This is a genomic window from Streptomyces sp. M2CJ-2 (assembly GCF_016757295.1).
Lineage (GTDB): Bacteria > Actinomycetota > Actinomycetes > Streptomycetales > Streptomycetaceae > Streptomyces.
Genome location: NZ_JAESIF010000024.1, coordinates 46,733 through 65,476, shown reverse-complemented (window position 1 = coordinate 65,476; position 18,744 = coordinate 46,733). Strand labels below are relative to the sequence as shown.

The window sequence follows — 18,744 nt, the reverse complement described above, 5'->3', positions numbered from 1 at the left end:
AAGGGCCCTTCAGCGTTCTCACTGGTGTCCGAGGGGGGACTTGAACCCCCACGCCCGATAAAGGGCACTAGCACCTCAAGCTAGCGCGTCTGCCATTCCGCCACCCGGACAAGGTGTCTGACGCGCGGGTTTCCCCCGCTGCGACGAAGTAAACATTACCAGGCTTTCCGGGGTGGCTGATCACCCCGGTGGGCGCGTTGCCGGGCTTGCTCCGTCCCGGCGTGAACGCCGTGTGACGGGCCGGGTCCGGTCTTGGGACGGACGCGTCCAGGGGAGAGGATGAGGGGGACCCACCAGCAGCGACAGCGGGAGGAACCACGTGAGCGTGACGGACACGGCCAAGGGCGTCACCGGCGAGGACGAGGTCGTGGACCTCTGCCGCGACCTGATCCGGATCGACACCAGCAACTACGGCGACCACTCGGGCCCCGGCGAGCGCAAGGCGGCCGAGTACGTCGCCGAGAAGCTCGCCGAGGTGGGCCTGGAACCGCAGATCTTCGAGTCCCACAAGGGCCGCGCCTCCACCGTGGCCCGTATCGAGGGGGAGGACCCCTCGCGGCCCGCGCTGCTGATCCACGGCCACACCGACGTCGTACCGGCCAATGCGGCGGACTGGACCCATCACCCCTTCTCCGGCGAGATCGCCGACGGCTGCGTGTGGGGGCGCGGCGCCGTCGACATGAAGGACATGGACGCGATGACGCTGGCCGTCGTCCGCGACCGCATGCGCAGCGGACGCAAGCCCCCGCGCGACGTCGTCCTCGCCTTCCTCGCCGACGAGGAGGCCGGCGGCACCTACGGCGCCAAGCACCTGGTCCACAAGCACCCCGAGCTGTTCGAGGGCGTCACCGAGGCGATCGGCGAGGTGGGCGGGTTCTCCTTCACCGTCAACGAGAAGCTGCGCCTCTATCTCGTCGAGACCGCCGAGAAGGGCATGCACTGGATGCGGCTCACCGTCGACGGCACGGCGGGCCACGGCTCGATGACCAACGACGACAACGCGATCACCGAACTCAGCGAGGCGGTGGCCCGGCTCGGCCGGCACAAGTGGCCGGTACGGGTCACCAAGACCGTACGGGCCTTCCTGGACGAGCTCTCCGACGCGCTCGGCACCGAGCTCGACCCGGAGAACATGGAGGAGACCCTCCCCAAGCTCGGTGGCATCGCCCGCATGATCGGCACCACGCTGCGCAACTCGGCGGCGCCCACCATGCTCGGCGCCGGCTACAAGGTCAACGTCATCCCCGGCCAGGCCACCGCCCACGTCGACGGCCGTTTCCTGCCCGGATACGAGGAGGAGTTCCTGGCCGACCTGGACCGCATCCTCGGCCCGCGGGTGAGGCGGGAGGACGTGCACGCCGACAAGGCGCTGGAGACCGACTTCGACGGCCGGCTCGTCGACGCCATGCAGCTGGCGCTCGGCGCCGAGGACCCGATCGCGCGGGCGGTGCCATACATGCTCTCCGGCGGCACCGACGCCAAGTCCTTCGACGACCTCGGTATCCGCTGCTTCGGCTTCGCCCCGCTGAAGCTGCCGCCGGAGCTGGACTTCGCCGGCATGTTCCACGGGGTCGACGAGCGGGTGCCGGTGGACGGCCTGAAGTTCGGCGTGCGGGTGCTCGACCGGTTCCTGGACGCGTCCTGAGGCATTTCGGCATTTCCAACAATCGTGCAGACGTGCGGAGTTGACCGGGAAGAGTGAATGCGAAGATAAGCTCGTAGCCTCATTACTCCTTCCTCGTTACCCGTGATGTGATCCGCGACTTGGGATCGCATTGCCAACGAGGAGGAATAATGATCAAGAAGGTCGTCGCTGTCGCCGCCGCCACCGGTGGACTGGTTCTCGCGGGTGCGGGCATGGCCGCCGCCGATTCCGGTGCCCAGGGTGCCGCCGTGCACTCCTCGGGTGTTCTCTCGGGCAACGTCGTTCAGGCCCCGGTGCACGTCCCGGTGAACGTCTGCGGCAACACGGTCTCCGTGATCGGGCTGCTGAACCCCGCCGTCGGCAACGTCTGCGTCAACCAGTGACGTTGTGCCTCGCCCCTTAGGGCAAGCATTTTCCAGTGTTTGAGCTCGTCGGCCCCGGGGCGCGCGCCATGCGCTCCGGGGCCGACCGGTCTCGCAGAACGTCGCAACACCGGGAATCCGACGGACGGAATTCCCGGCACGAGGTCGAAGGCAGGAATTTCAACTATGCGACAGGTCACCCGCAAGGGCCTGATGACCGTGGCCGCCGCCACCGGCGTGATCGCCGCCGCGGGCGGGGTCGCCGCCGCGGGCGGGGTCGCCCACGCCGACTCCGGCGCGCAGGGCGCCGCCGTGGGTTCGCCCGGCGTGCTCTCCGGGAACACGGTGCAGGCGCCGGTGCACGTGCCGGTCAACGTCTGCGGCAACACCGTCGACGTCGTCGGCGTCCTCAACCCGTCCGTGGGGAACTCCTGCGCCGACCAGGGTGGTTCCACCTCGGCCGGCCAGGGCGAGTCCGGCGACCACCGTGACTCCGGCAGCCACGGAGGCGCGCACGCCGACGGACACACCGCAGGCTCGCCCGGTGTGCTCTCCGGCAACCAGATCCAGGCGCCGATCCACATCCCGGTGAACGTCTGCGGCAACAGCGTCGACGTCATCGGCGCCGGCAACGCCGCCACGGGCGACGACTGCGCCAACGGCGACCAGGGCACCCCGGCGAAGCCACAGGAGCCCGGTGACGAACCGAGCACGCCGTCCGCTCCGCGCGACGAGACCCCGGCCGACCCCTCGCAGGACAACCAGCCGGGCCCCCGGTCCGTCGCCGTGCCCCAGGCCGAAGCGCAGCTCGCCCGCACCGGCAGCGAGCTGCCGATGGGCCTCGCCCTGCCGGTCGGCGCGGGCGCGCTGCTCGCCGGAGCGGTCCTCTACCGCAAGGCGCGGGCTGCTGCGTGACACCAGTCACATGGAGTGGGCCCCGCGATCGCGGGGCCCACTCCATGGGTGATCTCGTAGCTGTCGACAGGCGGCCCGGGCTCACCAGGTCGCACGTACCTGGCGGATGATCCGCCGCCGCAACCGCACCTTGCGGCTGCCGTCGCGCAGCAGGCTCAGACGGTCCAACTCCCAGTGACCGTACTCTGCGTGGTCCGTCAGCAGACGTGCCGCCTCCTTGCGGGAAACCCCGCGCGGTACGTACACGTCGACAAATTCGTATTCCGGCATCGCATCTATTGTGCGTGCTGGGCCCCGGTACGGATAGCGTCTGCACTATGTCTGATGCTGCGCAGCCCACCGCTGCCGAGGTACGCGCCGCCGCCGAGGCGGTCAAGACCGCGCTCGACCGCCACCTGGCCGCGGTCGAGCGCCGGTCGGGTGAGGACGACCCGGCCGTCTACGAGGCGTTCAACGAGCTGGCCGTGGCCGCTGAGGCGTACGACGAACTGCTCTACGACCGCCACGACGAGGTGACGCCCTTCGAGATCCCCGGGGCGGAGGACGCCCTGCCGCCCTACACCGGACCGGAGGAGCCGAACGCGCTGAGCGTGCTGATCCGTCGCGACTACGCCGTCGTGGAGCCACAGCGGCTGCTGGCGCACGCCCAGCGGGTCGAGGCGGCGGACGGCGAGGAGGGCTCGGACGCCTCGGACACCGTCCACGGCGCGCTCGGCGTCCTGTTCGGCGAGTTCGAACCGGACGAGATCGCATCCCGGCACAAGGAGTTCGGCCTGGAGGAGGGGGACTCCACGCTCTGGGTGACGGCATCGGACGAACCGGCGGAGCCCGGTGAATGGCTGGCGGCCCCGTTCGAGCAGGTGGACCCGGCCCGGGTCGTGTGCCGCTTCGACGTCAGCGCGGTCTTCGACGAGGACCTGGACGACGACCTCGACGACAGGGACGGCGACCTCGAGGTCCGGCAGGTACGGATCCCGGACGAGGACGAGGACCTGGAGCCCCTGGACGTGGATCGCTGACCGGTCCCGGGCCCCGGTCCCGGGGTCCGGATGCACGGCGACGGCGGTGACACCCTCGGTGTCACCGCCGTCGCCGTCGAGGGGCGGGAGTCAGCCGGCCGCTGCCGGGATCTGAGGCGCCAGCAGCACCGGGAGCCGGGTCGTCCGGGGCTTGGCCGCCACCTCCGCCACGGCGTGCGGCAGCGCCTGCTCCACCCCGTGCACCACGGACAGATGGCGGTCCGCCCGGCTGAACGCGGTGTACACCCAGGGCCGGCTCAACGCCGGAACGGCATCGCCCGGCAGCACCACGACCACCGCGGGCCACCGGCACCCCGCGGCCTGGTGCGCGGTCAGCGCCCAGCCGTGCCGTACGGACTGCTCCACGCGCTCCTGCGGCACGACGACGGCCTCGCCCGCGCAGGACAGGTGCAGGCCGTCGGCGTCGGCCTGCACCACCCGGCCCGGCACCGTACGGCCCCGGGCGGGGGAGTAGGCGATCCGGTCACCCGGGTCGAATCCGCCGAAGCGCCCCGGCCCCGGATTGAGCCGCTCCTTCAACGCGGCGTTCAGCGCGCGCGTGCCCACCGCGCCCCCGTGCCCCGGGGTGATCACCTGCGTCTCCTCGGCCGGCACCCCGATCGCGCGCGGCACCGAGTCCACCACGAGCTGCACGGTCCGGTGCACGGCCTCGCCCGCATCCCGCACCGGCACGATGACGACCTCCTTGCCGGGCGCCGCCACCTGGTTCAGCTCACCGACGCTGATACCGGAGACCAGTTCGCCCAGCGGCCCCGGATCCGGCCGCCGGGAGGCGATCTGCGGGCAGACGCGCGCCGCCAGCAGATCGGCGAACACCCGTCCCGGACCGACGGACCACAGCACCCCCGGGTCCCCGGCCAGCACCAGCCGGGCACCGTCCGGCAGCGACTCCGTGACCAGCGCGGCCGCCTCGACGTCCAGCTGGGGAGCGTCCAGGACGACGAGCAGGTCCAGCCGCAGCGCCCCGTCGGCGTCCCGCCCCGGCCCCTCGGCACCGGACAGCAGCCCGGCGACGGTGGCGACCCCGGGGCCCTCGGCTCCGGCATCGTCGGCCACCCCGGCACCCCCGGTCGCGGCGGCCTCCAGCAGGGCCGCGAACCGGGCGCGCCCGGTCGGACCGTGTGCGGCGGCCCAGGCGCGCAGTCCGAGCCCGTGCGCCGCCCGCAGCAGGGCCGCCGGCTCGGCGAGGGACGCCTGCCCACCGGTGTGCAGGACGAGGCCGTGGCCGGCGACCGCGCGGATCAGCTCACCCCCGGAGCCGCCCGCCGAGGCGGCAACCCGCTCCCACTCGGCACCCGGAGCGTCCTGCCGGGGAGCGGAGCCGACGAGCCGGGCCAGGCCGTCGGCGAGGCTCTCCTCGGCCATCGCGTACCGCTCCAGCCCCACGAGGACCCTGACGGGCCGCGCCTCGTCCGCTCCGTCCTCGCGCTCCTGGGCTCCGGCACCGCCCCGCTGCGGTACCGGAACGCCCGCCTCCGGCATCGGGTCCTGGAAGACGAGGACGTCACCGTCCGAGATCGCGTTCCGCACGGCCTCCTCGGAATCCGGCACCCCCTGCTGATCGAGGGCGGCGGTCAGCACGGACATCTCCAACGCGGTGTGCCCGGCCGCCGCGGCCTGCTCCAGCAGCCACCCGGTCACGGCGCGCACCCGCCGCGCGTCGTCGGGTCCGGCAGCGGAGCCGAGCAGCGCGCGGGCGAACCCGTCCGCCTGCGCGGGCCGTACACCGGTCACCCGCAGCAGCTGCCACGGATCGGCGCGCAGGGCTTCCGCGGCCCCCTCACCCAGCGCTCCGGCGGTCTGTGCGGCGAGCGTCTCGGGTGCACCGCCCCGGGCCAGCACCGCGCGTACGGCCGCGACCACTTCGGTGGCGGGGGCCGCCTCGACGGTCACCGGCGGCGCCGGTCGCGCCGGTTCGGGAGCGGGCCGCCGCGGCGCGGGCGCCGCCTCCTCGAACACGGCGGCCACCGGTTTCTCGCCGCTCTCCACGGCCCGCACGGCGGCGAGCAGATCGGCCGCCCGGCCGCTCAGCTTGGCGCCGGCCTCGATCGGCTCCCGCCGCTCCGCCTTCCGCCGCTCGATCCGCTCCCGCTCGGCCCGCTGCGCGAGCAACTCGGCCTCGGCCTCGGACACCTGCCGCCCCTCGGCCGCGTCCCCGCCCTGCTCGGCCGGGTCGGCCTCCGCCCCGGCCCGTTCGGTCCGAGTCGGCTCGTCCGGCGTCCCCGGCTCGGCGTCCTCCGCGGTCTCGGACGGCTCCGTGCTCACAGCGTGCTCCAGTCGTGATCGGGATAGCGGTGCACGGGCGCCGACACGTCGTCGAGCGCCCGGCAGATCTCGTCAGGAAGACTAAGCGCCTCCACTGACAGTGCCGCCGCGAGCTGCCGCGCGTTGCGCGCGCCGACGATGGGAGCGGCCACGCCCGGCCGGTCCCGCACCCACGCGAGGGCGACCTGGAGCGCGGTCACGGCGAGCCCGTCCGCCGCCGTGGTCACGGCGTCCACGATCCTGCTCGCCGTGTCGTCGAGATACGGCGCGACGAACGGCGCCATGTGCTCGGAGGCACCCCGCGAGTCCGGCGGCAAGGCGTCGCCCCGGTACTTGCCGGTCAGCACGCCCCGCCCGAGCGGCGAGGACGGCAGGATCCCGATCCCCGTGTCGACGGCCGCCGGCAGCACCTCCCGCTCCACGCCCCGCTGGAGCAGCGAGTACTCCATCTGGGTGCTCGCCAGCCGGGCCCGCATCCCCGGCGCGGCAAGCTGCCAGGTCGCCGCCTTGGCCAGCTGCCAGCCGCAGAAGTTGGACACCCCGGCATAGCGGGCACGCCCGCTGGCGACGGCGATGTCGAGGGCCTGGAGCGTCTCGTCCAGCGGGGTGGAGGGGTCGTAGGCATGGACGTGCCACACGTCGACGTGATCGGTGCCGAGACGGGCGAGCGAGGCGTCCAGGGCGGAGAGCAGATGACCGCGTGAGCCGTCGAATCTGCGCTCCGGGTCCGGTACGCTCCCGGCCTTCGTCGAGATGACGAGGTCCCGGCGCGGCACCAGCCCGTCCATGAGCTGCCCCAGCAGGTACTCGGCCTCCCCGTCGCCGTACACGTCGGCGGTGTCGACGAGGGTCCCGCCCGCTTCCCAGAACGTCTTCAAGAGGTCCGCGGCGTCGTGCTCGTCGGTGTCCCGACCCCAGGTCAGGGTCCCGAGACCGATGCGGGACACGCGCAGGCCGGTACGGCCGAGATGCCTCTGCTCCATGAACGCCGAGATTACTGGCCGACACCTGCGGTGTGGGTGCCTGTGGACAACCGTTTTCCCCGAGTTGCCCAGGTCCCCCGGGCCCGGACTCCCGGGGCGCGGCACCGCCCCCCGGCCCGGCCGCCGGGGGTATAGGGTCACCGCAAGCGACGTTACTGATGAGTAAGGGGAGAGGGTCATGCAGCTCGGGATCAACCTCGGCTACTGGGGTGCCGGAATGGACTCGGACAACCTCGCCGTGGCGCAGGAGGCCGACCGCCTGGGATACGCGGTCTGCTGGGCCGCCGAGGCCTACGGCTCCGACGCGGCCACCGTGCTCACCTGGGTCGCCGCCCAGACCGAGCGGATCGACGTGGGTTCGGCCATCTTCCAGATCCCGGCCCGACAGCCCGCGATGACCGCGATGACCGCCGCCACCCTCGACTCCCTCTCCGGCGGCCGGTTCCGCCTCGGTCTCGGCGTGTCCGGCCCGCAGGTCTCCGAGGGCTGGTACGGCGTCAAGTTCGACAAGCCCCTCGCGCGGACCCGCGAGTACGTCGAGATCGTCCGCAAGGCCATGACGCGCGAGCGTCTCTCCCACGACGGTGAGCACTGGACCCTGCCCCTGCCCGGTGGTCCGGGCAAGCCCATCAAGCTCACCGTGCACCCGCAGCGCGAGCACATCCCCCTCTACATCGCCGCGATCGGCCCGAAGAACCTCGAGCAGACCGGTGAGATCGCCGACGGCGCGCTGCTGATCTTCCCCTCCGCCGACCACCTGGAGGACACCGCCGTCAAGCACATCAGGGCGGGCCGCGAGAAGGCTGGCAAGACCCTCGACGGCTTCGACGTCTGCCCCACGCTCCCGCTCGCCGTGGGCGACGACAAGGACGTCGCCGCCCTCGCCGACACCTTCCGTCCCTACACCGCGCTGTACGTCGGGGGCATGGGCAGCCGCAAGCAGAACTTCTACAACCAGCTCGCCGGGCGCATGGGCTACGAGCGGGAAGCCGCCGAGATCCAGGACAAGTACCTGTCGGGCGACAAGCAGGGCGCCGCCGCGGCCGTGCCGCACGACCTGATCGACTCCACGACACTGCTCGGCTCCGTGGACCGCATCGCGGACCGGATGAAGGCCTATGCGGCAGCGGGGGTCACCACCCTCACCCTCGCCCCCGCGGGCTTCACGCTCGACGAGCGCCTCGCCTCCCTGCGCGCCGGCACCGAGGCGCTGGAGCGCGCGGGCCTCGCATAGGCCCTGTCCGGGGGCGCGCCGGGCGCCGCACGCGAAGTTTCCACGACCGTGGCGGGGGCTCGGGGGTCCTCCCCGCCACGGCCGTCACCCACCACAACGCCCGGCGGCCCCCTCCGGTTACGCCTCCGCGTTCCCGCACCGGTCCTCCTTCTGGCGGAGTCGTCGGGCGCACCTGTTGCCGTGCGCGCCTCCTCGCAATTGACTCGTTCTTCGCGGACCACGGAACCACCGGACCACGGAACGTGCGGAATCGTTGCGGAGAGGGGCCCAAGATGCTGTCGGCCAAGAGTCTGTTCCAGGAGATCCTCGACGACGACGACTCCTTCGCGCTGTTCTGCTCCATCGCCGCCAGCGGCGAGTCGCAGGGCGGCTGGGAGAACGCCCGGATCGCGGCCCTGGTTCCCGAGAGCCAGCGCGCACTCGCCCCCAAGATCACCAGGCACGGCGCCGACGAGGACAAGCACGGCCGCATCTTCGACGCCCTGATGAAGAAGCGCGGCGTGCGACCGGTCCCCGTCCCGCCCGAGACCGACTACACCGTGCTCCTCGAGCGGAGCGGCATCGGCCTGGCGCACGACAAGCTCAGGCGCGACGAACCGCTCACCGTCCAGGACATCGTCACCTACCTCGCGCACAGCCGCGTCACCGAGCAGCGCGCCTCCGAGCAGATGGAACTGCTCCGCAAGCACTTCGCCGACCACCCCGAACTCGGCCGCGCCGTCACGATGATCTCCCACGACGAGGACAACCACCTCGCCTACTGCCACGAGGAACTGCTGCGCCTCGCGTACGCCGGGCACGGCCGCGCCATCCAGCGCACCCTGCGCGCGTGCGCGCTCACCGAGATCCGCGTCCACCGCGACGTCAGCCTCGCGGTGATGGCCCGGATGGGAGACATCCTCGGCTGGTCCCGGACCAGAGGGGCGCTCCTGGCGGCCGGCATCCACGCGGTGTACGCCTACGAGCGCCTGGGCGGCTGGCGCCGCATGGTCTCCCTGAGGATGCCGGAACGCCGCAACGCCCTGGGCGGCCCCGCGAGCACCGCGCCCGAGTTCGCCTGACCCCCTTGGACGGGACCGCCTCCCGCCCCGCTACATCCATCCGCGCCGCTTGAACAACCGGTACAGGAGCACCTCCAGCGCGGCCATCACCAGGATTATCACCGGATAGGACCACTCCCACCGCAGTTCCGGCATGTGCTCGAAGTTCATGCCGTAGATCCCCGCGAGCATGGTGGGGACCGCGGCCATGGCCGCCCACGCGGAGATCTTCCGCATGTCGTCGTTCTGACGGACGCTCACCTGGGCCAGATGCGCCGAGAGGATGTCCGAGACCAGCCGGTCCATCCCCTCCACGGAATCGTTCACACGCGTGAGGTGATCGTGCACGTCACGGAAGAAGGGCTGCGCCTTCTTGGACACGAAGGGCACCGTCGCACCGAACGCGCCCGGCTCCGCCAGCCGGGCCATCGGCGGTGTCAGGGGCCCGGTCGCCCGGCGGAACTCCAGGACCTGCCGCTTGAAGGTGTAGATCCGGGACGCAGTGAGCCGGGTGGAGGCGCCCTCCGGAGAGAAGACCTCCGCCTCCAGTTCCTCCAGGTCGGTCTGAAGCTCGGTCGCCACGACGAGATAGTGGTCGACGGCGGCGTCGGAGATCGCGTACACCACCGACGTCGGTCCCTTGCCCAGCAGCTCCGGTTCGTGCTCCAGCCGGCTGCGTACGGCCTTCAACGGGGAGCCCTCACCGTGCCGGACGGTCACCACGAACGAGTCACCCAGGAAGATCATGATCTCGCCGGTGGAGACGATGTCGCCGTTCGGCTCGTACTCGACCGGCTTGATGACCATGAACAGCGAGTCGTCGTACACCTCCAGCTTGGGCCGCTGATGCGCCTTGAGCGCGTCCTCGACCGCGAGCGGATGAAGGCCGAACTCCTGGGAGACCAGGGCGAACTCGTCCGCCGCCGGCTCGTGCAGCCCGATCCAGACGAAACCCCCCGCACCCCGGGCCTCCTCCAACGCGTCGGAGAAGCCCGCGGTCCTCTCCGTACGGTGCCCGTCCCGGTGGATGGCACAGTCGACGATCACGGAACGCGATCTCCCTTCCCCGGTCGGCCGGCACCACCGCGGGCACACCCGGCACAGCACCTGACGGCACACCCGTGCGTGCGCCTACCCTGGTCCGCATGCCCACGTTGCTCCTGGTCCGGCACGGACGATCCACCGCCAACACCGAGGGACTGCTCGCCGGCTGGTCGCCCGGCGTCGCCCTGGACGAACGCGGGGCCGCGCAGGCCGCCGCACTGCCCGGATGGCTCGCCGAACTGCCCCTCTCCGAGATCGTCGCCAGCCCTCTCCAGCGCTGCCAGGAGACGATCCAGCCACTGCTGAGGGCCCGGCCCGGCCTCACCGCCCACACCGACGAACGCATCGGGGAGTGCCACTACGGCGACTGGACCGGCCGCAAGCTCGCCGAACTGAAGGACGAACCCCTCATGGAGGTGGTGCAGGCCCATCCGTCGGCGGCCGCCTTCCCCGGCGGGGAGTCCATGCGCGCCATGCAGACACGCGCCGCCGAGGCGGTGCGCGAGTGGAACGCGCGCGTGGAACGCGATCACGGCCCCGACGCCGTGTACCTCATGTGCTCGCACGGGGACATCATCAAGTCCCTCGTCGCGGACGCGCTCGGACTTCATCTCGACCTCTTTCAGCGGGTCTCCGTCGAGCCGTGTTCCATCACCGCGATCCGCTACACACGGCTGCGCCCCTACCTCGTCCGGCTCGGCGACACCGGTGACTTCGCCTCCCTGGTGCCGCGCGAGGAACCGCCCGCCGACGACGCCCCGGTCGGGGGCGGTGCGGGCGCACCGTGATCGTCGGCCGCAGTAGGGTGAAGCGGTCGCAGCAGCGCCGTGCCGGACATCGCAGCGGTTGCAGCGATTGCAGCTATTGCAGCAATGACGACTGATACCCGTACCCACAACTCTCAATGGAGACAGGACGTGTCCCGTCAGGTGTTCCTCTACGACCAACCGGAACGTTTCGTGGCCGGCACGGTCGGACTGCCAGGGCGCCGTACGTTCTTCCTCCAGGCCTCAGCCGGCTCCCGGGTGACCAGCGTGGCTCTGGAGAAGACCCAGGTCGCCGCGCTCGCCGAGCGCATGGACGAACTGCTCGACGAGGTCGTACGCCGTAGCGGGGGCAGCGCCGCGGTGCCCGCCGTGGCACCGGCCGAGATCGCCGACACCGCCCCGCTGGACGCCCCGGTGGAGGAGGAGTTCCGTGTCGGCACCATGGCCCTCGCCTGGGACGGCGAGGAGGAGTGCATGATCGTCGAGGCGCAGGCACTCGTCGAACTGGACGCCGAGTCCGAGGAGGACCTCGCCGAGGCGGAGGAGAGGCTGCTCCAGGACGAGGAGAACGGGCCCCCGATGCTCCGGGTCCGGCTCACCGGAGTCCAGGCCCGTGCCTTCGCCAAGCGCGCCCTCGACGTCGTCAACGCGGGACGGCCGCCGTGCCCGCTGTGCAGCCTCCCCCTCGACCCGGAAGGACACGTATGTCCGCGCCAGAACGGATACCGCCGCGGGGCGTGACCACCGCCGACCCCGCCGACGCGGTGCTGCTCGCCGAGGGCGAGCTGACCGTACGCGGACGCATCCGTGAGGCGTCGAACGCGGCGCTGTACTGCACCGTGACCCACGAGGGCCGCGAGGCCGCCTGCGTCTACAAGCCCGTCGCGGGGGAGCGCCCCCTGTGGGACTTCCCCGACGGGACGCTCGCCGGGCGCGAGGTCGCGGCGTACCAGGTCTCCGAGGCGACCGGCTGGGGGCTGGTGCCGCCCACGGTGCTGCGGGACGGGCCGCACGGCGAGGGCATGTGCCAGCTGTGGATCGACGCCACGCCGGAGGCGGAACTGCTCGCGCTGGTGGACCGGGAGGAGCCCGGACCCGGCTGGAGGGCGGTCGGGTTCGCCGAGGTGGGCGAGGGACGCACCGCGCTGCTCGTGCACGCCGACGACGTACGGCTGCGGCGGCTGGCCGTGCTCGACGCGGTGATCAACAACGCCGACCGCAAGGGCGGGCACCTTCTGCCCACGCGGGACGGCCGGCTCTACGGCATCGACCACGGGGTCACCTTCAACGCCGAGGACAAGCTGCGCACCCTGCTGTGGGGCTGGGCGGGGGAACCGCTGACCGAGGAGGCACGCGACGTCCTCGAGATCCTCGGGAAGGCACTCGCCGAAGGCGGCGCGCTGGCCGCCTCGCTGGCCCCGCTGATCACCCGCGCGGAGATCGACGCGACCCGCGCGCGGGTGGCGTCCCTGCTCGCCTCCGGAGCCCATCCGCAGCCGGGCGGTCGGTGGCCGGCGATTCCCTGGCCACCCGTCTGACCCGAGCGCCACACATCTGACCCGACCGTCGGCTGCCGACCCGAGCGTCGGCACGCGGCTCCCGCGCGACGGGGTACGTCCGGCGGCGGTGCGCAAGAGTGCCTTCTCGGTCGTCCGAGCTGCTCCGGTTCGTATTGGGGACCGCGGTCCGGTTACGCTCATGAGATGCATGCCTGGCCCGCTTCCGAGGTCCCCGCCCTTCCCGGTCAGGGGCGCGACCTGAGGATCCACGACACCGCGACCGGGGGCCTGACCCCGCTCGACCCCGGCCCCGTCGCCCGTATCTACGTCTGCGGCATCACCCCGTACGACGCCACCCACATCGGACACGCCGCGACGTACAACGCGTTCGACCTCGTGCAGCGCGTGTGGCTCGACACCAAGCGGCAGGTTCACTACGTCCAGAACGTCACCGACATCGACGACCCGCTGCTGGAGCGGGCCGAGCGGGACGGCGTCGACTGGGCCGAGCTCGCCGAGCAGGAGACCCGGCTCTTCCGCGAGGACATGACGGCCCTGCGGATGCTGCCGCCGCAGCAGTACATAGGCGCGGTGGAGGCGATACCCGGCATCGTCCCGCTCGTCGAACGACTGCGCGACCTCGGCGCGGCGTACGAACTCGAGGGCGACGTCTACTTCTCCGTGGAGTCCGACCCGAACTTCGGGCGGGTCTCGAACCTCGACGCGGCCGCCATGCGGCTGCTGTCCGCCGAACGCGGCGGCGACCCGGACCGTCCGGGCAAGAAGAACCCCCTCGACCCGATGCTCTGGATGGCCGCCCGCGCGGGCGAACCCAGCTGGGACGGCGGATCGCTCGGCAGGGGCCGGCCCGGCTGGCACATCGAGTGTGTGGCCATCGCCCTCGACCATCTGGGCATGGGTTTCGACGTCCAGGGCGGCGGTTCCGACCTGGTCTTCCCGCACCACGAGATGGGCGCCTCGCACGCCCAGGTGCTCACCGGCGAGTTCCCCATGGCCAAGGCGTACGTCCACGCCGGCATGGTCGCCCTGCACGGCGAGAAGATGTCCAAGTCCAAGGGCAACCTGGTCTTCGTGTCCCGACTGCGACGCGACGGCGGCGATCCGGCGGCGATCCGGCTGGCGCTGCTCGCCCACCACTACCGCGCCGACTGGGAATGGACGGACCAGGTCCTCCTGGACGCCGAGACCCGGCTCGGACACTGGCGGGCCGCCGTCTCCCGCCCCGACGGCCCGCCCGCCGAGGCGCTCGTGGAGGAGATCCGCGAAGCCCTGTCCAACGACCTGGACGCCCCGGCCGCCCTGGCCGCCGTCGACCGCTGGGCCGTGGCCCAGGAGCAGGACGGCGGCACGGACGCGGGCGCGCCCGGCATCGTCTCCCGCGCGGTGGACGCCCTGCTCGGCGTGGCACTGTAGCCGCGGCGCACCACAGCAGGAGCGGACGAACGAGGGGGCGCCCCGTCCATGGACGGGGCGCCCCCTCGTGCCGGTCAGTCCTCCGAGGAGTCCTGGCCGTCCGCGTCCGGCTTCGGCGGGCGGGGCCGGCTGCCCGGACCCTCCCGCCGGAACGACGGGCCGTCCGCGCCGTCGGCCGTGGCGTGCCCACCGGGCTGCGACGGGCCGGACCCACCGTCACGGCGGCGCAGATAGCGCTCGAACTCGCGGGCGATCGCTTCGCCCGACGCCTCCGGAAGTTCGGCGGTGTCCCGGGCCTCCTCCAACGACTGGACGTACTCGGCGACCTCGCTGTCCTCGGCGGCCAGTTGGTCCACTCCCACCTGCCAGGCGCGCGCGTCCTCGGACAGTTCGCCCAGCGGGATGCGCACGTCGATCAGGTCCTCGAGCCGGTTCAGGAGGGCCAGCGTCGCCTTCGGGTTGGGCGGCTGCGACACGTAGTGCGGGACCGCCGCCCACAGCGAGACCGCCGGGACACCGGCGTGCGTACACGCCTCCTGGAGGATTCCGACGATCCCTGTGGGGCCCTCGTACTTGGTCTCCTCCAGATCCATACGGCGGGCCAGGTCCGGATCGGACGTGGTCCCGCTGACCGGGACCGGACGGGTGTGCGGGGTGTCACCGAGCAGGGCGCCCAGGACGACCACCATCTCCACCCCGAGTTCATGGGCGAACCCCAGCAGCTCGTTGCAGAACGAGCGCCAGCGCATGGACGGTTCGATACCGCGGACCAGCACCAGATCGCGTGGCTTGTCGCCGCCGATCCGGACCACCGACAACCGCGTCGTCGGCCAGGTGACCTTGCGGACCCCGCCGTCCATGAACACCGTGGGCCGGTTCACCTGGAAGTCGTAGTAGTCCTCGGCGTCCAGCGCCGCGAACACCTCGCCCTTCCATTCCCTGTCCAGATGCGCGACCGCGGTGGAGGCGGCGTCGCCGGCGTCGTTCCAGCCCTCGAACGCGGCCACCATGACCGGGTCGATCAGCTCGGGAACCCCCTCGAGCTCGATCACCCAGCGCCTCCTTCCGACGTGCCCTCGCGTACGCACCAACCTTACGGCGTGCCAAGGGGGCGTACGCAGCCCCCTTGCTAGGGGAATGACCGAAGACTGCCCTGGGAGGCCCCCGGAAACACCCCGCGGTGGCCGGAGCGGTCCGGGAGCGCGAGCGGCCCGGGCGCCCCTTCCCGGCACCGGCTCCCGTGGGGGAACCGGTGCCGGCGCCCCGCCCCCTACTTCTCGTCGAGCAGGTCCTGGACCCCGGCACGGACCTCGTCCGTGGCCAGCCCCCGGATCGTCAGGGTCGTGCGGCGGCGGAGCACGTCGTCCGCCGTCTCGGCCCACTCGTGGTCCCGGGCCCAGAGGACCTGCGCCCAGATCTCCGGGGCATCCGGGTGGACACGCCGGGCCAGCCGCGGGTCGTCATTGGCCAGCCGGGCGATGTCGAAGGCCAGCGAACCGTAGTGGGTCGCCAGGTGCCGGGCGGTGTCCGCCGCCATCCGCGGGCCGGGTGCCGGGTGGTCGACCAGCAGCCGGTGGGCGACCGCGCGCGGATTGGCCACCCCGGGCAGCGGCAGCTTCCTCGGCAGCGACGCGACCGGCTCGAAGTCGTCACCCAGCGGGTGGCCCGGCAGCTCCTGGAGCTTGCGCATCACCGTACGGCCGATGTGACGGAAGGTGGTCCACTTGCCGCCCGCGACGGACAGCATCCCGCCGCGGCCCTCGCTGACGACCGTCTCCCGCTTGGCCTTCGAGGTGTCCCCGGGGCCGCCCGGCAGCACCCTCAGGCCCGCGAACGAGTACGTGATCAGATCGCGGTCCAGTTGCCGGTCGCGGATGGAGAACGCGGCCTCGTCGAGTATCTGGGCGGTGTCCTTCTCGGTGACCGCGACATCCGCCGGGTCGCCCTCGAACTCCTCGTCGGTCGTGCCGAGCAGCAGCATGTCCTCCCAGGGGAGGGCGAAGGTGATGCGGTACTTGTCGATCGGCGTGGCCAGGGCGGCCTTCCACGGAGAGGTCCGCTTCAGGACCAGGTGCGCGCCCTTCGACAGCCGGATGGACGGTGCCGCGTTCGGGTCCTCCATCCGGCGCAGGTGGTCGACCCAGGGTCCGGTCGCGTTCAGCACGAGGCGGGCGTCGACGCCGAACTCGTCGCCCGAGAGCCGGTCGCGCAGCTCGGCGCCGGTCACCCGGCCCCTGGTGAACCGCAGACCGGTCACCTCGGAGTGGTTGAGGACGACCGCGCCCGACTCGGCCGCCGCGCGGACCGTCATCAGCGCCATCCGCGCGTCGTTCATCTGGTCGTCGCCGTACACGGCCACGGCCTTGAGGTTGTCGGTGCGCAGCTCCGGCACGTCCCGCGCGGCCTTGGCGGGGGAGAGCAGGTGGCCGACGCCGTCGCCGAACGCCGAGAGCGCCGAGTACGCGAGGACACCGGCGCCGAGCTTCGCCGCGCCGTGCGGCCCGCCCCGGTACACGGGGAGGTAGAACGTGAGCGGGTTCGCCAGATGGGGGGCCACCTGGCGGGAGACCGCACGGCGCTCGAAGTGGTTCTCCGCCACCAGCTTCACCGCGCCGGTCTGCAGATAGCGCAGACCGCCGTGGAGGAGCTTGGAGGAGGCGGAGGAGGTGGCGCCGGCGAAGTCGCCGGCGTCCACCAGTGCCACCCTGAGGCCGGACTGCGCGGCGTGCCAGGCGGTGGAGATGCCCAGGATGCCGCCGCCGATCACGAGAAGGTCGTACGACGCCTTGGCGAGCCGCTCCCGGGTCTCGGCCCGGCTCGGGTTCGAGCGGGAGGCCGGGCGGGTCCCCAGGGCAGGCACGGACTGCAGGGTGGACTGAGTGGTCATGTCGGGTTCTTGCTCCTCGTCGGGCTGTGTCAGTCTTCGTCGCCGAGCCAGCCCATGGTCCGCTCGACGGCCTTGAGCCAGCTCTTGTACTCACGGTCGCGGATCTCCGCGTCCATGCGGGGGGTCCACTCGGCGGCCCGTCGCCAGTTGGCGCGCAGGTCGTCGGTGCTGTTCCAGAAGCCGACGGCGAGGCCGGCGGCGTAGGCGGCGCCGAGGCAGGTGGTCTCGGCGACCATGGGACGCACCACGGGCGCGTCCAGGAAGTCCGAGAGGGTCTGCATCAGCAGGTTGTTGGAGGTCATGCCGCCGTCGACCTTGAGGGCGGTCAGCTCGACGCCGGAGTCCTTCGTCATGGCGTCGGCGATCTCCCGGGTCTGCCAGGCGGTGGCCTCCAGGACGGCGCGCGCGAGGTGCGCCTTGGTGACGTACCGGGTCAGACCGGCGATCACACCGCGGGCGTCGGAGCGCCAGTAGGGGGCGAACAGACCGGAGAAGGCCGGCACGAAGTAGGCGCCGCCGTTGTCCTCGACCGAGAGCGCGAGCGTCTCGATCTCGGCTGCGGTGGAGATCAGGCCCATCTGGTCGCGCATCCACTGCACCAGCGCACCGGTGACCGCGATGGAGCCCTCCAGCGCGTAGACCGGCTTCTGGCCGCCGATCTGGTAGCCGACGGTGGTCAGCAGGCCGCTGTAGGAGTTGATGAGCTTGTCACCGGTGTTCATCACCATGAAGGTGCCGGTGCCGTACGTCGACTTGGTCTCGCCCTCGGCGAAACAGGTCTGGCCGAACAGGGCGGCCTGCTGGTCGCCGAGCGCGGAGGCGACCGGGATGCCGCCGAGCAGGCCGCCCAGGCTGCCGCCCTTGATCTCGCCGTAGACCTCTGAGGAGGAGCGGATCTCGGGCAGCATCGCCGTCGGGACGCCGATGGACTCGGCGATCCTCTCGTCCCACTGCATGGTGTGCAGGTTCATCAGCATCGTGCGGGACGCGTTGGTGACGTCGGTGACGTGGTGGCCGCCGTCCGTACCACCGGTCAGGTTCCAGATGACCCAGGTGTCCATGGTGCCGAAGAGGATGTCGCCCGCCTCGGCGCGCTCCTTGAGCCCTTCGACGTTGTCGAGCAGCCAGCGGGCCTTGGGGCCGGCGAAGTAGGAGGCGAGGGGGAGACCGGTCTCGCGGCGGAAACGGTCCTGGCCGACGTTGCGGCCGAGTTCGCGGCACAGGGCGTCGGTACGGGTGTCCTGCCAGACGATGGCGTTGTGGACGGGCTCACCGGTGTTCCTGTCCCACAGGACGGTGGTCTCGCGCTGGTTGGTGATGCCGATGGCCTTGATGTCGTCCCGGGTGATGCCGGCCTTCTCGACGGCACCGGCGACGACCTCCTGGACGTTGGTCCAGATCTCGGTGGCGTCGTGTTCGACCCAGCCCGGCTTGGGGAAGATCTGCTCGTGTTCCTTCTGGTCGACGGCGACGATGCGGCCGTCGCGGTCGAAGACGATGCAGCGGGAGGAGGTCGTGCCCTGGTCGATGGCGGCGATGAACGGGCCGTGGCCGTGGGAGGCGATGCCGGCGGTCTGGTCGTCGGTCACTGTGTGCTCCTGGGGGTTCCTTGATTACGGGGCTGTACGG

General features: G+C 71.8%; 17 protein-coding genes and 1 tRNA gene. 10 read left to right on the top strand and 8 right to left on the bottom strand.

Features of this window, described 5'->3' with window-relative positions; translation table 11 throughout:
- Positions 1-22 precede the first annotated feature (22 nt).
- A tRNA-Leu gene (locus JL475_RS19635) sits at positions 23-110 on the bottom strand.
- 209 nt (positions 111-319) lie between these two features.
- Between JL475_RS19635 and JL475_RS19630 the strand changes: the two genes are divergently transcribed.
- The 3 genes from JL475_RS19630 (at position 320) to JL475_RS19620 (ending at position 2,922) form a co-directional block, all read left to right on the top strand.
- Entirely contained in the window at positions 320-1,645 is a 1,326-nt protein-coding gene (locus tag JL475_RS19630; RefSeq protein ID WP_202279088.1) for a M20/M25/M40 family metallo-hydrolase, read from the top strand.
- Positions 1,646-1,794: 149 nt separating this feature from the next.
- Entirely contained in the window at positions 1,795-2,028 is a 234-nt protein-coding gene (gene chpH, locus JL475_RS19625) for a chaplin ChpH (protein ID WP_202279087.1), read from the top strand.
- Between the two features lie 165 nt (positions 2,029-2,193).
- Positions 2,194-2,922, top strand: a complete 729-nt coding sequence (locus tag JL475_RS19620; RefSeq protein ID WP_202279086.1) for a chaplin — start codon at positions 2,194-2,196, stop codon at positions 2,920-2,922.
- Positions 2,923-3,003: 81 nt separating this feature from the next.
- Here JL475_RS19620 and JL475_RS19615 read toward each other — a convergent pair whose 3' ends face one another.
- A complete protein-coding gene (locus tag JL475_RS19615) occupies positions 3,004-3,192 on the bottom strand; it encodes a DUF5703 family protein (protein WP_020276814.1) in 189 nt (62 codons plus the stop codon).
- Between the two features lie 47 nt (positions 3,193-3,239).
- Between JL475_RS19615 and JL475_RS19610 the strand changes: the two genes are divergently transcribed.
- Positions 3,240-3,941 carry a hypothetical protein gene (locus JL475_RS19610; RefSeq protein ID WP_202279085.1) on the top strand — a complete coding sequence of 234 codons (702 nt, stop codon included), beginning with the start codon at positions 3,240-3,242 and terminating at the stop codon, positions 3,939-3,941.
- A 90-nt stretch (positions 3,942-4,031) separates the two neighbouring features.
- On the opposite strand, the gene JL475_RS19605 is transcribed toward JL475_RS19610, so the two are convergent.
- Positions 4,032-6,227 (bottom strand): helix-hairpin-helix domain-containing protein, encoded by a 2,196-nt coding sequence (locus tag JL475_RS19605; protein WP_202279084.1) that lies wholly within the window; start codon positions 6,225-6,227, stop codon positions 4,032-4,034.
- Positions 6,224-7,210 (bottom strand): aldo/keto reductase, encoded by a 987-nt coding sequence (locus JL475_RS19600; protein WP_202279083.1) that lies wholly within the window; start codon positions 7,208-7,210, stop codon positions 6,224-6,226. Before JL475_RS19600 ends, JL475_RS19605 begins: the two co-directional genes overlap by 4 nt.
- Positions 7,211-7,388: 178 nt before the next feature.
- Between JL475_RS19600 and JL475_RS19595 the strand changes: the two genes are divergently transcribed.
- Both JL475_RS19595 and JL475_RS19590 read left to right on the top strand, forming a co-directional pair.
- A complete protein-coding gene (locus JL475_RS19595; RefSeq protein WP_202279082.1) occupies positions 7,389-8,444 on the top strand; it encodes an LLM class F420-dependent oxidoreductase in 1,056 nt (351 codons plus the stop codon).
- A gap of 272 nt (positions 8,445-8,716) precedes the next feature.
- Positions 8,717-9,505, top strand: a complete 789-nt coding sequence (locus JL475_RS19590) for a ferritin-like domain-containing protein (protein ID WP_202279081.1) — start codon at positions 8,717-8,719, stop codon at positions 9,503-9,505.
- A gap of 30 nt (positions 9,506-9,535) precedes the next feature.
- Here JL475_RS19590 and corA read toward each other — a convergent pair whose 3' ends face one another.
- Complete coding sequence (gene corA, locus JL475_RS19585; protein WP_202279080.1) at positions 9,536-10,531, bottom strand: magnesium/cobalt transporter CorA; 996 nt, start codon at positions 10,529-10,531, stop codon at positions 9,536-9,538.
- A 98-nt stretch (positions 10,532-10,629) separates the two neighbouring features.
- Between corA and JL475_RS19580 the strand changes: the two genes are divergently transcribed.
- From JL475_RS19580 to mshC, 4 genes are all read left to right on the top strand, one after another.
- Entirely contained in the window at positions 10,630-11,316 is a 687-nt protein-coding gene (locus JL475_RS19580) for a histidine phosphatase family protein (RefSeq protein ID WP_202279079.1), read from the top strand.
- A gap of 129 nt (positions 11,317-11,445) precedes the next feature.
- Positions 11,446-12,036 (top strand): DUF3090 domain-containing protein, encoded by a 591-nt coding sequence (locus JL475_RS19575; RefSeq protein WP_202279078.1) that lies wholly within the window; start codon positions 11,446-11,448, stop codon positions 12,034-12,036.
- Positions 12,033-12,833, top strand: a complete 801-nt coding sequence (locus JL475_RS19570; RefSeq protein WP_307825106.1) for an SCO1664 family protein — start codon at positions 12,033-12,035, stop codon at positions 12,831-12,833. Before JL475_RS19575 ends, JL475_RS19570 begins: the two co-directional genes overlap by 4 nt.
- Before the next feature lie 165 nt (positions 12,834-12,998).
- A complete protein-coding gene (mshC, locus tag JL475_RS19565; RefSeq protein ID WP_202279076.1) occupies positions 12,999-14,228 on the top strand; it encodes a cysteine--1-D-myo-inosityl 2-amino-2-deoxy-alpha-D-glucopyranoside ligase in 1,230 nt (409 codons plus the stop codon).
- A gap of 74 nt (positions 14,229-14,302) precedes the next feature.
- Here the strand turns inward: mshC and JL475_RS19560 are convergent, their stop codons facing one another.
- The 3 genes from JL475_RS19560 to glpK all read right to left on the bottom strand — a co-directional run bounded on the left by JL475_RS19560 (position 14,303) and on the right by glpK (position 18,680).
- A complete protein-coding gene (locus tag JL475_RS19560) occupies positions 14,303-15,280 on the bottom strand; it encodes a PAC2 family protein (RefSeq protein ID WP_202279075.1) in 978 nt (325 codons plus the stop codon).
- Between the two features lie 218 nt (positions 15,281-15,498).
- Complete coding sequence (locus JL475_RS19555) at positions 15,499-17,115, bottom strand: glycerol-3-phosphate dehydrogenase/oxidase (RefSeq protein WP_202279074.1); 1,617 nt, start codon at positions 17,113-17,115, stop codon at positions 15,499-15,501.
- Positions 17,116-17,144: 29 nt separating this feature from the next.
- Positions 17,145-18,680, bottom strand: coding sequence for a glycerol kinase GlpK (glpK, locus tag JL475_RS19550; RefSeq protein ID WP_202279124.1), 1,536 nt, complete (start codon positions 18,678-18,680; stop codon positions 17,145-17,147).
- Between the last annotated feature and the right edge of the window lie 64 nt (positions 18,681-18,744).